Here is a 14,008-nt window from a genome sequence, read left to right as displayed (position 1 = left end):
TTCGCCGCACCAATCGTCAGACCCGCATTTCTCGCGTTTCGGCACCGTCATCGTCATGCCCCGTACCCGGTATGACGGTGGCGGTGTGCAGATATTCGCGGACATACAGACGCTTGACCATGATGAAGAGGACGACGGTCAGCGGCGCGGCGAGGATGACGCCGACGATGCCGAACAAGGCGCCGAAGCCCAGAACCGCGAAGATGAGCAGCGCTGGCGGCAGATCCACCGCGTGGTGCTGGATAATTGGCGTGATGACGTTCCCCTCCAGTTGCTGGATCACCAGGAAAAGTCCGGCGACGAGCAGGGCATCGGTCGGTCCGCCGAGGAAGGCGAGCAGGATCGCGGGGATTGCCGCGATGATCGGCCCGATGAAAGGTACGAACTCCAGCAGTCCGGCAAGCAGGCCCAGCGCAAGATAGGAGGGTACGCCGATCAGCCAGAGGCCCAGACCGGTCAGCACGCCCACCAGCAGCATCGCCAGAAGGCGCCCCTTCAGCCAGAGACCGAGGGCCGTTCCCATCTCGCACAGCACCGTATCTGCCATGCTTCGCGACCTGGGCGGCACCAGCTTCAGGAAACCGCGCTTGTAGAGCGCCGGGCTTGCCGCCAGATAGATGCCGCCGACGATCACGATCACGAGATTGGTCAGCGCATCGGCAGCCGTCAGCAACAGGCCGCTGATGCTGGCATAGACCTCCGACCCGGAAACGGCATCGCTCAAATTGTTCTCTGTCCAGTCGCCGATGCCGGCACTCACCGGCATCTGCCGCATTTGTGCGATCGCCTCGGGCACGGCCTGCGCGATCTGGTCGGCCTGCCTGACAATTTCCGCGCCGAACGACCACAGGGCGAAAACCGGTATGCCGAAAATGACCAGCACCGTGACGATGAAGGCCATTTTCCCGGGCATCTTCAGCCGGTTATGCAGGCCGTCGGCGCCCACCTTGATGATGATGGCCAGCAGGACCGCGCCGAATACCAGCAAAAGGACGAATTGCAGCTTCCAGGCCAACCAGGCCAGAACGACGACAAGGAGAATGGTAAGCAATTTCTTCAGGAATGAAGACAGGCCGCTGCCGTCGATTTCCCCTGCCATTCCCGTCTCCTGCGATCAGCTTTCCCGATTGATGCCCCTGCAACGTTACTCTGCTTGTAAAGCTCCCGATCTTTTCCAATCGATTCAAATGTTAGTGTGAAAGCGCCCGGCCATCTGATCGCCGAATATTTCGCCGCCGTGCACTGATACGTCAGCCTCAGTCAGCCCGCGCCAGCTCAAACAGAGCATGTTCGGCACGCCAGTTCGCGGCGCCGCGCCCGCATTCGCGGGTCCCGGTGAAGAACCAGCAACGCTCGATGCCTATGCCGAGATCATGCGCCAGTGCCTCGAAATCTCTGACCGTCACGTGATGGATGTTCTGCGTTTCGTACCAGCTGACCGGCAGATGCCGCGTGACCGGCATCCGGCCCCGCCGCACCAGGGCCCAGCGCATCCGCCAATAAGCGAAATTGGGGAAGGAGACGAAGGCGCGGCGGCCCACGCGAAGCAGTTCCTTCAGCATCCGGTCGGGCCGTTCCGCCGTCTGCAGGGTCTGGCTGAGGATGGCGTAGTCGAAGGCGCCATCGGGGTAGCAGGCGAGGTCGCGATCGGCATCGCCCTGCACCACCGACAGGCCGCGCGCGACGCAGCGTTCGACCATCGCGCCGTCGATCTCGATCCCGCGCGCATCCACCTGCTTGTGATCGCGCAGCGCCGCCATCAGGGCCCCGTCGCCGCAACCGACATCCAGCGCCCTGCTGCCTGCCTCGACCGAGCGGAAGATCACCGCCAGATCGGGCCGGAGCGCCTCCACCCCCTCAACCATGCAGGAACCCCGCGACCACGCGGTCGAGCGCGGGCACATCAAGCAGGAAGCTGTCGTGCCCGTAGGGCGCGGACAGTTCGACAAAGCTGACCGGCGCCCCTGCCGCATTCAGCGCGTGGACCACGTGGCGCGACTCTGCCGTCGGATACAGCCAGTCGGTATCGAAACTGACGAGGCAGAAGCGGGCCTCCGTCCCTCGCCTGTGACCCGCGAAAGCGCGGGCAAGCTGGCCGCCATGTTCTTCCGCGAGGTCGAAATAGTCCATCGCACGCGTAATATAGAGGTAGGAATTGGCATCGAAGCGGCGGGTGAAGCCGCTGCCCTGGTAACGCAGATAGCTTTCGACCTGGAAATCCGCGTCGAAACCGAAGCCCACTGCGTCGCGGTCCTGCAGGCGGCGGCCGAATTTACGGGTGAGGCCGTCTTCGGAAAGGTAGGTGATATGCGCGGCCATGCGGGCGACGGACAGGCCGGCACCGGGTGCGCGGCCGGTGCCGTAATAGGCACCCTGCTGCCAATCCGGGTCGGCCATGATCGCCTGCCGGCCAAGCTCGTGAAAGGCGATGTTCTGAGCCGAATGGCGGCTGGTGGTCGCAATGGCCAGCACGCGACCGGCACGGCCCGGGAAGTTCGCCGCCATGCTCAGCGCCTGCATCCCTCCCATCGATCCGCCGACGACGCTGTAAAGCCGTTCTATGCCCATTTCGTCCAGCATGCCGACCAGCGCGCGGACCATGTCGCGGATGGTGATGACAGGAAAGCGCATGGCGTAGGGCTCGCCATCCTCGGCAAGGCTGGCCGGGCCGGTGGAGCCAAGGCAGCTGCCGATGACATTGGCGCAGATGACGTGGAATTTGTCGGTGTCGATGGGCAGCCCCGGTCCGACCATGCGCGCCCACCAGCCCGGCTTTCCGGTGCGCGGGTGCGTGCTGGCGACATATTGATCGCCGGTCAGTGCGTGGCAGATCAGGACCGCATTGTCGCGCGCGGTCGAAAGATTGCCGTAGGTTTCATACGCCATCGTCACTCTCTCGAGGCTCTGCCCGCTGTCCAGCGGCAAGGGGCGTGACAGGCCGAGCGAACGAGGAGCCGCAGGTGCTGCACCGTCTTCTCGTGCGGCGAGATCGGGAGGTGTTTCGGAGCCCATGACCGCGCAGCGATTGGGGCAGAGCGTGCGGGCTGTCAATTCCGCTGCGCCGACGCTATCCGCATGAGCCATGACCACCACCACACGAACCGGCCCTGTAGCCAAACCCTGGATCCAGGCGATCCATGCCTATGTTCCCGGCAAGTCGAAAGCAGCCGACGGGCGCGAATTGATCAAGCTGTCGGCCAATGAAAACCCGCTCGGCACCGGTGCGGCGGCGCGCGAGGCGCTGGCCCAGCCGAGGCGCACGGAATTATATCCCGACCCGGGTGCGACGGCTTTGCGCGAGGCGATCGGTGCCTGCCACGGCATCGACGCCGACCGTATCGTCTGCGGCACGGGGTCGGACGAATTGCTCAACCTGGTGGCGCAGGGCTACGCAGGGCCGGGTGACGAGGTGCTGTTCGCCCGCTACAGTTTCGCCGTCTACGACATTGCGGCGCGGCGCTGCGGGGCTACTCCGGTCGAGGCGGAAGACTGCGACTACGCCGCCGATGTCGATGCGCTGATTGCTTCGCTGACGGACCGCACCCGAGTAGTCTTCCTCGCCAATCCCAACAACCCGACCGGTAGCTATATGCCGCGGGCCGAGTTGGAGCGGCTGCATGCCGCCCTGCCGCGCGACGTGGTTCTGGTGGATGACCAGGCCTATGCCGAATATCTCGACGATGATGACGGGGGAATGGCGCTGGCAGCGGTGCATGACAACGTGCTGGTCACGCGCACTTTTTCCAAGATCCACGGTCTGGCGGGCGAACGGATCGGCTGGGCCACCGGAGCGCCGGGGCTGATCGACACGCTCAACCGTATTCGCGGACCGTTCAATGTGACTGCCACCGGCCAGGCGGCAGCAATCGCGGCCATCGGTGACCGAGACTTCGTGCAGAACTCGCGCGAGCATAATGCCCGCGAGCTGGCGCGTTTCGCCGCCCGCATCGAAGCGCTCGGCAATTACGGACTCCGTCCCCTGACCAGCAAGGCAAATTTCCTGCTCATCCTGTTCGACGGTGCGCTGACAGCAGAGGCCGCGCAAGAGGGACTGGCGAAGATCGGCTATGCCACCCGCTGGCTGCCCGGACAGGGATTGCCGCAGGGCCTGCGCATCACTATCGGAGAGCAGGAGCAGATGGAGGAGATCGCCGACGAACTGGCGCGATTGGCGCAGTCTGCCGGCTAGTCTGCGGACGAGCCTGCCGGGTTGAGGGCGTTGATCGCGTCCTGTACTCGGGCCTCGACCTCGCGGCGCGGAAGGCCGGGCGGGATGGGTTCGCAAAAGCGGTAGGTGATCGTTCCGCTGCGTTTCCAACGCCGATGGTATAGCGGCCCGCTGTTCACCGCCACCGGGATGACCGGCAGGGCGAGCAATTTGTAGAGACCCGCAAAGCCGGACTGCAGCGGGCCGCGCTGCCCATGCGGCGTTCGCGTACCTTCGGGAAACAGGACCAGTGGCCGCCCGTCGACGATCCGCGCCTGTGCCTCGCGGATCATGGTGCGCAGCGCCTTGGCCCCCGCCTCGCGCTCGACAGGAACGAGTCCATAGGCCAGCGCCGCCTTGCCCCAGCCGGGAATGCTGAACAGTTCCGCCTTGGCGAATGGCGCAGGCAGACTGAACAGAGTCGGTGCATCGATCGCCTCGAAGAAGCTTTCGTGCTTCATTACATAAAGGGCCGGATCGCTGCTGGCCCGCCCCTCCACACGCACGCGGATGCCGAGCAGAAAGCGCGCGCAAAACCGGTGCCAGCCGGTCCACCCATGCACGCCGGCACGGATCGCCCTCGGTCCGAACGGGATCATTGCCGCCGTGAACAGGACGAAAAGGACCGACCCGAGGTAGAAAATCGGGTAGAAAAGGAGGCTGCGCAGAATGGCCATCATGCGTCCCGGATCATCGCAGCGATCTGGCTGGCCAGCAATTTATGATATTCGAGGAACAAGGTGTAGAGCGTCGGCTCCGACCTGACGGCATCGCGCAGCAAGGTGATGTCCGCCGGTATTCGCCGCACCAATTCGTTCGCAGCCCGGCGCATGTGCCAGTCCGTGGTGACGAGGCGCAGATCCTGCACGTTACGCATCGCGAGCCACTTCGCCGTTTCCGCCGCATTGCCCCTGGTGTCCACCGCGAAATAGCCGAGCGTGATGCAGCACTCCATCAGTTCTTCGGACACGTTGAAGCTGGATGCGAATTCGGCCGGTTTGACGTCGCGGTCGACGCCCGTCACCAGCATCTCGTCCGCCAGTCCCGCGCGCAGCACCTGCAGGCCGCGATCGATGCGGCCCCCGCCCCCGCCCGTCGGGACGATCACGGCGTCGGTGCGGGTGCCTTCCAGCGGCTGCGGCAATGCGGCCGCGAACCACAGAAAGCCGAGTGCCCAGATCACGAGGACGAAGGAACAGAAACGCCGGATCAATGCATCAGCCTCACAGCATCCGCCTCAGGGCAGCAAGGATCGTCAGCCGCGCGGTCAGTACCGCGATGCCGACCCCGCACAGGGGCACAGCCGCCAGCAGCAGCCAGTCCTGCCAGTGCAGTCCGCCGCCCGCGACCATCCCGGAGTCCACACGCGCGAATTGCTGACCCAGCAGGAGAATGGCGGCCAGCCCGAGGAGCAGCCCGACAGCCCCGCCGAGCATTGCGTCGAACGCGACGCTGCGCTGAAAGATGCGGGCGATCTGGCTATCGGTTCCGCCCAGCAGATGCACGATCTCGATCGTCGGGCGGTTGCCGCCAAGAGCGCTGCGGGCTGCGAGCCAAACCGCCGCCGCACTGGTCACGGCCAGCAGCACGACCAGGGCAGCCGCCAGCCACAGCAGCGACGTAATGGCGGAGAAGACCGGTCCGAGCCAGGCCGATTGCGCATCCAGCCGGGCCGCCGGCGCCACCTCGCGCAGCTTGCCGCGCAGCCGTTGCAGCGTTGCCGCATCAGCCGATCCACGCAGGCGCAGGTCGATAAGGGCAGGCATCGGCACCGCCTCGTTCTGCACCCCCGCCCCGAGCCACGGTTCGAGCAACGCTTCCAGTTCCGCCTCGGGCACGATCCTCACGGCCCTCACCGCCGAGTCCTGTTCCAGCACGCGAGCCGCCCGGCGCACCTGCGCATCCCGTTCCGGAGCCGAAGCCTCGACGATCTGAACCGTCACGCCGCCGGCCAGATCGGCGCGGGCATCGCTGACCAGATTGGACAGGGCAAGACCGCCCGCAGCCGCGATCACCGTCAGCGCGATCATGATGGCGATCACCCACGGCATCGGACCGGCGAGCCGGGCATCGGGCACGAGCTGCGCCGCGCGTGTTCCACGAAATCGCTTGTTGCCGGTGACAGCGCCCTTTGCAGGCAGCGGGGGCTTTCTCATGGCACGGCCTGACTGCCGGGAACCGGCTCACGGCGCGGCGGATAGCGTAACGCGCCGGTCGGGTCCGACAAGCGCCCCTTGTCCAGCCGCATGATGAGGGATTCCGGCACCTTTCGCAGCAGATGCACATCATGCGTCGCCACGACGACCGTGGTGCCGAGCCGGTTCAGGCTATCGAAAAGGCGCAGCAGTTTCAAGGCCATCTCAGGATCGACATTGCCCGTCGGTTCGTCGGCCACCAGCAATTCGGGCCGGCCGATGACGGCACGCGCGATGGCGACGCGCTGCTGCTCGCCGCCCGAAAGGGAAGCGGGCCGCGCCTGCGCTCGCTCGCTCAGGCCCACCCAGTCCAGCATGTCGGATACGGGCATGTGCAGATCATCCTCGCGCACCCCGGAAACGCGCAAGGGAAGCGCCACATTGTCATAGGCAGACAGATGCGGGACCAGCCGGAAATCCTGGAACACAACGCCGATCCGCCGCCGAAATCCCGGCAGGCGCGAACGCGGCAGGGTAACCGTATCCGTCCCGAACATTGAGACGACGCCGCGTGAAGGCCGCTGGGCGAGGTAGAGCAGCTTGAGCAGCGAGGTTTTCCCAGCGCCGCTGGCACCAGTCAGAAAATAGAAACTGCCGGGGTACAGCGTGAAGGACACGTCCGACAGCACTTCGCGGTCGGTGCCGTAACGCAGGCCGACATTGTCGAACCGCACGATGTCGCCCGGCGCCGAGCTCATGCCGCGCGTCCTCGTGACATTTTGCCACTGAAGGCGAGGGTTGGGCGCGCATTTGGCATCTGCGGGCGGCTATAGCCGCGCTTCGATGTGGAAAAAAGGCATCTTGAGCAGTGTTCCACGGCCAGACACTTGGCAATGCGCGCCATAGCGTCGTAAAGGCATCGGTCACCATGATCATCGCATGCCCCGCCTGCTCCACGCGCTATGTTGTCCCTGACAGCGCCGTAGGCGTGGAAGGCCGGACCGTGCGCTGCGCGAAATGCCGACACAGCTGGTTCCAGGAAGGGCACGGCCTGTCGGAGCGGGCAGAACCTGCCGAAGCAACCGGCGCCATGGTACCGGCGGAAACGGCTAGCTCCGCCCCTGCTATCAGCGTTCGCGCTAAAAGCGAGGGCGCGCCCACAGCAGCAGCCGAAAAGCGTGCCGCAGACGCTGACATCACTGAAAGCACGGCCGAGCACGTAAGCGCTGAGGATGGGGAACCTGAACCCGTGCCGCCGACGGTGGACCGCGGATCGCGCTTGCCGACCGGCTTTGCGCCGCGCGACGAGCTGGACGACGATTTCTCGCAATTCGACTCCCGTCCGCCATTTCGCCCCCGCCGCAATCCGCTGAAAGTCTGGACGGCGGCTGCGGCGATATTCGCCGTGCTGGCGCTGGGCGCGGTGGCTGCGGTCAGCTATTGGGGCCTGCCCGACTGGATGCCGGTCAGCCGTCCGACTTTCGCCGTCGAACAGCCGGACCTCGTTCTGGAATTTCCGGCAGACCAGCAGGACCGGCGCGAACTGCCGAACGGTACCGAGTTCTTCGGCGCCAGCGGGTCGGTCACCAATGTCGGGCGGGAAACGCGCGCAGTGCCCTCCATCCTGATCGTGCTGCGCGATGCCCGCGACCGGATCGTCTATAGCTGGGAAGTCGCCCCGCCGCAGAGAAGCCTGGCGCCGGGAGAATCGGTCACGATCAACGAGGCCGTCACCGACGTCCCGCGCTCCGCCAAATTCGCCGAGATTGGCTGGAAACCGGACTGACGGGCTTCGATCTGCTGGTTACAGGCGACGGGCGCTAGACAAATTCGATCAGTCGCCGACCGTCCCGTACCACTGTTCGCCGCCTCGCTTGCTGCTCGGCAGGTTCAGCTTTTTCAAACTCGATCTTCTCGGCGCGTACCACCCGAACGCTGGCCTTGGAGGTCATGGCGACGGGCGCACGCGGTGCCTCCGGCGTGGCCGCACCGGACCCTGCACAGCAGGCGGTCAGAACAAGAGCGGCGGCAAGCATGCCGTGATCTTTCGAAAATCTTTACCATTCTTACTAGCGGATCCTTAATCCAGTCCCGGATGAGGACACCTCCCTTGCCAAAGGTTAATGGCGAACCTGTCAGAAACGACCTCGTGTGCCAACATGGCGCTTGCAGCCTGCAAGGCGCTTTGCTAATGGCGCCCGCCTACCCCGTGAAGCGCGCCTTGGCCGCTTTTCAGACTTTAGTGCGGTCGTGGCGGAACTGGTAGACGCGCAACGTTGAGGTCGTTGTGGCCGAAAGGCCGTGGAAGTTCGAGTCTTCTCGACCGCACCAGACAGTCCTTAATTGAGACTTCAACGGCACACTTGGTGCCCACTACCGGTGTAGGCCGCGCGATTCCGCGCCCTTTCGAAACTCCTCTTACAAATATTGCAGTCAGAGAGCACCGAGCGATCGCTAGCAAACGCTAGTCGGCTTGGTGCAAAATCTCGCCCTTGGGAAGCACGACTGCAATGCCGATTGTGCTCATGAGCCTGAGCGGCTGCTTTGCGCCCTCATCTCGATCATTCGAGAGATCGCGATTTTTCCTCAGAAGCTGCCATTGGTTCAGACTGACACCGATGGCAGCTTCGCGCGCCAATCTTTGCCGTTCAGCGCGCCGGTGGCGTATCCTCAAAGTGGCCACCTTACTGTACCGTAGATAGGTGGTTGAAAGGATATAGACAGAAGCCAAAGGACGGGTTCTAGGTTGTGGTGAGTGCCGTGCCGGGGAGGGATGCCCCGCTAAGAGGCCTTTGGGGGATTGGTTATGGGTTCTGAACAACCGCTGCTGGCGTTCGACCAGCGATTCCTCGATCGCCATGCCGGTCCGATCATTTCCGATCTTTCAGTTGCCCTGGTCGAGCTGGTAGCCAACGCTTGGGACGCCTATGCGACGAAGGTCGATATCGTCTGGCCCACAAACGACGGCTCCCGCAAATTCTCGATCAAGGATAATGGGCGCGGCATGACGGCCGAGCAGTTCGAGCAGCGCTGGGGCGTATTCGACTACAACCGTGTGAAACTCGAAGGCGAATATGTCTCGCCGCCATCGGACCAGTCCGAGTTGGCGCGGCGTCGAATCTATGGACGCAATGGCCGTGGTCGGCATGGCGGGTTCGCTTTTTCGAACCCCTATGAGATTACCGTCGAGGCCGGAGGCGAGAAAGTTACTTACCGGGTCTCCCGAGGAGGCCCGCGGCCCTTCGACTGGAAAGTCATCCACCGTGAGCAGAGCGCTGGGCATGGCGTCGAGATCGAGGCTGTCGAACCGACGCGCCTGCGCCTAAGTGCTGCCGACGTTCGCGAAGTGCTCGGAACCCGCTTTCTGACGGACCCTAACTTTAATGTGTCGGTCGACGGTCAAGCCGTCACCTTCGACGACATCCCGCAGGACTTCGTGCGGGAGAGCATCGTCGATATTCCCGAGATCGGCCGCGCACGAATTCTCATGATCGACTCCCAGCGGGCCGATCGGACCACCCGCCAGCACGGCATCGCCTGGCACGTAAACAACCGGCTGGTCGGTGATTGCGGCTGGCGCGGTACCGACTACGAACGTGTTCTCGACGGCCGGACGAGCGAAGCCAAGCGCTTCACCTTCATCGTCTTCGCCGACTTCCTAGCCGACACCGACGCGGTTCTGCCGGATTGGTCGGGGTTTCAGTCAGACAATGAGACGTGGAAAAAGACGCAAGTCGCCGTTCAAGACAAGATCCGCGAGGAAATTACCGCGTTCAGCTTCGAGCGGCGATCAGAAGCAAAGGAGGCGGTCCACGATCGCTATGCCTCCACCATTGTCAAAATCGCGCCGAGCGCTCGCGAGCGCTGGACGAGCTTCGTCGATCAGGTCATCGACACCTGCCCTGGAATCTCGGCGGAGCAGATCGAGCAGGTCGCCGGCATTCTTGTTAATCTGGAGGCGTCGTCCTCCCAATACAGCCTGCTCGCGCGGCTGCACGGGCTTCAGCCCGGTGAGCTGGACCAACTCGACGGCATTCTCGCGGACTGGAGCGTCACAACGGCCAAGCTGGCGCTCGATGAGATTCAAAGCCGACTGAAGCTGATCGCTGAGCTGCACGACAAGCTTCGCGACGAACGTGCCGACGAGGTTCGTGAACTGCAGCCGCTTATCGAACGCAGCCTGTGGGTCTTCGGACCCGAGTTTGAGAGCATCGAGTTCACCTCCAATCGCGGTATGTCGGAAGTCATCAGAAAACTGCTCGGCGGCACCGCCCCCGGCAGCCTCAATCGTCCCGATTTCGTCATCCTACCCGATGGTAGTGTCGGTTTGTTCGCGCGGCCGGCTTTTGACGATCAGCATGAGGTGATCGGTGTCGCTCACCTGGTCGTCGTCGAGCTCAAGCGGCCGGGCATCGCGATCGGCATGGACCAGAAGAACCAAGCCTGGAGGTATGTCGTCGAACTGCAGACCCAAGGCCTGGTCGACGATGGCACTCGCGTCACCTGCTTCGTCCTCGGATCCCGACTTAGCCCGCGCGAGGGCGTCCGCGAGGAAGGCCGGACGAAAATCATCCCAATGGCCTATGAGACATTCATCAAGCGCGCCGAAACGCGGATGCTCAATCTCTATGCCCGCCTGTCGGAAGCGCCGTTCCTGCGCGAAGCTGGCTTGGATGCGGATTCCTTCGTCGCCGAGCCGGCTTCTCGCCAGGGCGGCTTCGGTCTATCGGCCTGAGTGCGGCCCGAAGCCGCACCAGGGGTCCTAGTGAAAGCTGCCGGTCCGCTTCGCGCCCCAATTACGGACGTTGAGCGGTCCGCCGCGGGAGCCTGATAGCTGCCGTTCGTTCAGCTTTGATCCGGCGGCAGCAAAGCGCCCCATGCCGGTCATCGAAGCGTTGCCGACGATCGCCTGAAAGCGGACATTGGATCAGTAGGGTCGATCTGCCTGCAACGTCGGACAAACCGGACCGGCAGGTATCAGGCGTGACTTCGGGATAGCTGCCCTTGATGCCGCCATTGGCAATGGGATCTGCGCGCCCTGATCTCTGTAATTCGAGCTTTGTAGTCGCACGCGTATTGATGAACAAGCCTCCGATCGTAAAGCGGGGACCAGACGTGGAGTACGGACATGAAAGTAGCAGTATACAGCACCAAGGCATATGATCGGACGTTCCTTGAGCGGGCGAACGCTGCGCAGGATAACTCCCATGAGCTGCGGTTTCTCGAGATGCGGCTAAGTTCCGAGACAGCGGCCCTGAGCGGACACTGCGATGCGATCTGTGCTTTCGTCAACGATACGCTCGACCGCGAAGTGTTGACCAATATCATGGATCGCGGGATTCGCTTGGTGGCCTTGCGATGCGCTGGCTTCAACAATGTCGATCTCGTTGCCGCGCGGGATATGGGCATCGCCATAGCGCGCGTTCCGGCCTACTCGCCCGAGGCTGTCGCGGAACATACGATCGCTCTCATTCTCTCATTGAACCGCAAGATCCACAAGGCATATGCGCGGGTGCGCGAAGGCAATTTCGCCCTCGACGGGCTGGTGGGCTTCGATCTCAAGGGCCGGACCATCGGGATTGTGGGCACGGGCAAGATAGGCATCTGCCTGGCGCGCATCATGCGGGGCTTCGGCTGCCATGTCCTGGGCTTCGATCCCCGGCACGATCCCGCATTCGTCGAGACCGGCGCCGAATATGTCGATCTGCCCGATCTGTTTGCCCAGGCTGACATCGTGTCGCTCCATTGCCCGCTGACGCCGCACACGCATCACCTGGTGGATGCCGAGGCAATCGCCACGATGAAGCCGGGGGTGATGATCATCAATACCGGCCGCGGCGCGCTAGTCGAAGCGCGCAGCCTGATCCGGGGGCTCAAGAGCGGGAGGATCGGCCATGTGGGGCTGGATGTGTATGAGGAAGAAAGCGACCTGTTCTTCGAGAACCTTTCCGGCACGATCATCCAGGACGATGTCTTTGCCCGCCTGCTCACCTTCCCCAACGTGCTTATCACGGGGCATCAGGCGTTTCTGACAATCGAAGCGCTGACCGCGATCGCCGAGACGACGATCGGCAACATCTCGCAGTTCGCCGCCACTGGCCGGCCCAACCACACGGTATCGGTAGAAATGCTTGCATGAGGACATGATGCAACTGCTTGCCCTGCTGCCGATTTTGATCTTGCTGATAGGCATGATCGGGCTCGGCTGGACGGCAGCGAAGGCGGGCTTGGCCGGAGCGGCGACGGCTATCGCGCTGGCGATAATTGCGTTCGATTACGGGACCGATCCGGCGTCGCTTCTCGGACCGCTGCTCGAGGCGGGCTTTACCGCGGCAACGATCCTGTGGATCGTGTTTCCAGCACTTGCCCTGTATGAATTCCAGACCCGCTCCGGTGCCTCGCAGCAGATCGGGGACTGGCTGGCATCGGTCTCCGACCGGCGCGAAGTGCAGGCGCTGGTGCTTGCATGGTTCTTTGCCCTGCTGCTGGAAGGGGCGGCGGGTTTCGGAACCCCGATAGCGCTGGTCGCACCGATGCTGGTATCGCTGGGTTTTTCCCCGCACCGGTCGCTGCTGCTGGCCCTGATCGGTCACGTGGCCGCCGTCTCGTTCGGTGCGGTCGGAACCCCGATGGTGCCCTTGCTTGAGGCTCTGCCGGGCGAGCCCCGGATACTCTCGGCGACGATCATGCTATTCCATGCCGCACTGGGATGGACACTGACATTCCTCTTATTTCGCCTGGCACGCCCGCCCACCGGCGCCGCATGGGGGGCGGCACCGGTCGCGGCGCTGCTCTTCCTGATCCCGGCGCTCGCCCTGGCATGGCTGGCCGGGCCGGAATTGCCGGCGCTGGGCGGTGCGCTGATCGGCGGTCTGCTATTCATTAGCTTTGCCCGGTGGAGATGGCCTGCCGGGCCGGGAGCGAAGTCTGTCGACGGCATGGCGGTTCTTCGTTCCGGCCTGCCGTATGCGCTAGTGCTCGCGATCATCCTGGCCACCCGCACCATTCCCCCGATTGCGCAGGCGCTGCAGGGCTTCACGCTGGAATGGAGCATGGCCGGGCGATTCAGCAGCACGGTCGCCCCGCTCTACCACCCGGGAACAATGCTGATGCTTGCCCTTGGGGGCGCTGCCATGGCCCGACGCGGCGAGCCCGGACAAATGGTGCCCTCTCTCGCAAGCGCGGCGGCCCGCCTCCCGTCGGTGGCTCTGGCGCTGGTTGCGGTTTTGTTGCTGGCTAGAGTGATGGTTCACAGCGTGATGATCGCCGCTCTGGCGGAAGGAGCGGCCGGAATGCTCGGTTCGCAATGGCCGCTGGCAGTGCCGCTGGTCGGCGCACTGGGATCCTTTGTCACCGGCTCGGCCACGGCTTCCAACATCCTGCTCGCCGACTTCCAGCTGACGGCCGCCGGGGCAACTGCACTGTCACCTCTACTGGGTCTGGCTGGGCAGGGTTTCGGCGCCGCGATCGGCAACGTGATCGCTCCGCACAATATCGTTGCCGGGGCCGCCACTGTCGGCCTTGTGGGACGCGAGGGTTCGATCCTGAAGTTTACGCTGCCGGTCTGCCTTGTTTACGCCGGCCTCGCCGGCCTGCTGCTGTATGCCGTTGCGACCCTGAGCTGAATGCGGGCAAACCCGCGAGCGGCGAAGCCGGTTATCGCTCC

14 protein-coding genes and 1 tRNA gene are annotated in these 14,008 nt (G+C 63.8%); 6 read left to right on the top strand and 9 right to left on the bottom strand.

Going from position 1 to position 14,008, the window contains the following annotated elements:
* Positions 1–16: 16 nt before the first annotated feature.
* From G7A66_RS13180 to metX, 3 genes are all read right to left on the bottom strand, one after another.
* Entirely contained in the window at positions 17–1,099 is a 1,083-nt protein-coding gene (locus tag G7A66_RS13180; protein WP_174296139.1) for an AI-2E family transporter, read from the bottom strand.
* A gap of 157 nt (positions 1,100–1,256) precedes the next feature.
* Positions 1,257–1,865 carry a methionine biosynthesis protein MetW gene (metW, locus tag G7A66_RS13175; RefSeq protein ID WP_174296138.1) on the bottom strand — a complete coding sequence of 203 codons (609 nt, stop codon included), beginning with the start codon at positions 1,863–1,865 and terminating at the stop codon, positions 1,257–1,259.
* Positions 1,858–3,012, bottom strand: a complete 1,155-nt coding sequence (gene metX, locus G7A66_RS13170; protein ID WP_174296250.1) for a homoserine O-acetyltransferase MetX — start codon at positions 3,010–3,012, stop codon at positions 1,858–1,860. Before metX ends, metW begins: the two co-directional genes overlap by 8 nt.
* 70 nt (positions 3,013–3,082) lie before the next feature.
* On the opposite strand from metX, the gene G7A66_RS13165 reads away from it, so the two are divergent.
* Positions 3,083–4,189: a pyridoxal phosphate-dependent aminotransferase gene (locus G7A66_RS13165; protein ID WP_174296137.1), complete on the top strand. Its 1,107-nt coding sequence runs from the start codon at positions 3,083–3,085 to the stop codon at positions 4,187–4,189.
* Here the strand turns inward: G7A66_RS13165 and G7A66_RS13160 are convergent.
* The 4 genes from G7A66_RS13160 to ftsE are packed head-to-tail and all read right to left on the bottom strand — an operon-like array spanning position 4,186 to position 7,100.
* Positions 4,186–4,884, bottom strand: a complete 699-nt coding sequence (locus tag G7A66_RS13160; protein ID WP_174296249.1) for a lysophospholipid acyltransferase family protein — start codon at positions 4,882–4,884, stop codon at positions 4,186–4,188. The genes G7A66_RS13165 and G7A66_RS13160 overlap by 4 nt on opposite strands.
* Positions 4,884–5,420: a YdcF family protein gene (locus G7A66_RS13155; RefSeq protein ID WP_174296136.1), complete on the bottom strand. Its 537-nt coding sequence runs from the start codon at positions 5,418–5,420 to the stop codon at positions 4,884–4,886. Before G7A66_RS13155 ends, G7A66_RS13160 begins: the two co-directional genes overlap by 1 nt.
* A 10-nt stretch (positions 5,421–5,430) precedes the next feature.
* A complete protein-coding gene (locus G7A66_RS13150; RefSeq protein WP_174296135.1) occupies positions 5,431–6,363 on the bottom strand; it encodes a cell division protein FtsX in 933 nt (310 codons plus the stop codon).
* Complete coding sequence (ftsE, locus tag G7A66_RS13145) at positions 6,360–7,100, bottom strand: cell division ATP-binding protein FtsE (protein WP_174296134.1); 741 nt, start codon at positions 7,098–7,100, stop codon at positions 6,360–6,362. The genes G7A66_RS13150 and ftsE overlap by 4 nt, the downstream gene beginning before the upstream one ends.
* Positions 7,101–7,210: 110 nt before the next feature.
* On the opposite strand from ftsE, the gene G7A66_RS13140 reads away from it, so the two are divergent.
* The gene (locus tag G7A66_RS13140; RefSeq protein WP_408609272.1) at positions 7,211–8,128 is read left to right on the top strand and encodes a zinc-ribbon domain-containing protein; all 918 of its coding nucleotides are present in this window, start codon (positions 7,211–7,213) and stop codon (positions 8,126–8,128) included.
* A 34-nt stretch (positions 8,129–8,162) separates the two neighbouring features.
* Here G7A66_RS13140 and G7A66_RS13135 read toward each other — a convergent pair whose 3' ends face one another.
* The gene (locus G7A66_RS13135) at positions 8,163–8,378 is read right to left on the bottom strand and encodes a hypothetical protein (RefSeq protein WP_174296132.1); all 216 of its coding nucleotides are present in this window, start codon (positions 8,376–8,378) and stop codon (positions 8,163–8,165) included.
* A 208-nt stretch (positions 8,379–8,586) separates the two neighbouring features.
* On the opposite strand from G7A66_RS13135, the gene G7A66_RS13130 reads away from it, so the two are divergent.
* A tRNA-Leu gene (locus G7A66_RS13130) sits at positions 8,587–8,673 on the top strand.
* Positions 8,674–8,806: 133 nt separating this feature from the next.
* Here G7A66_RS13130 and G7A66_RS14030 read toward each other — a convergent pair.
* A complete protein-coding gene (locus G7A66_RS14030) occupies positions 8,807–8,980 on the bottom strand; it encodes a hypothetical protein (protein ID WP_206675224.1) in 174 nt (57 codons plus the stop codon).
* 168 nt (positions 8,981–9,148) lie between these two features.
* Here G7A66_RS14030 and G7A66_RS13125 point away from each other — a divergent pair, with 168 nt between their 5' ends.
* The 3 genes from G7A66_RS13125 (at position 9,149) to G7A66_RS13115 (ending at position 13,967) form a co-directional block, all read left to right on the top strand.
* On the top strand, positions 9,149–11,077 hold the full coding sequence (locus G7A66_RS13125) for an ATP-binding protein (RefSeq protein WP_174296131.1): 1,929 nt from the start codon (positions 9,149–9,151) through the stop codon (positions 11,075–11,077).
* A gap of 393 nt (positions 11,078–11,470) precedes the next feature.
* On the top strand, positions 11,471–12,481 hold the full coding sequence (locus G7A66_RS13120) for a 2-hydroxyacid dehydrogenase (protein ID WP_174296130.1): 1,011 nt from the start codon (positions 11,471–11,473) through the stop codon (positions 12,479–12,481).
* A 4-nt stretch (positions 12,482–12,485) separates the two neighbouring features.
* On the top strand, positions 12,486–13,967 hold the full coding sequence (locus tag G7A66_RS13115; protein ID WP_174296129.1) for an L-lactate permease: 1,482 nt from the start codon (positions 12,486–12,488) through the stop codon (positions 13,965–13,967).
* The last annotated feature ends 41 nt before the right edge of the window (positions 13,968–14,008 follow it).

It is taken from the genome of Alteripontixanthobacter muriae (assembly GCF_013336795.1).
GTDB classification, from domain to species: domain Bacteria; phylum Pseudomonadota; class Alphaproteobacteria; order Sphingomonadales; family Sphingomonadaceae; genus Pseudopontixanthobacter; species Pseudopontixanthobacter muriae.
Note: the sequence above shows the minus strand (reverse complement) of the source record. Positions and strands in the feature narration are given on the sequence as shown.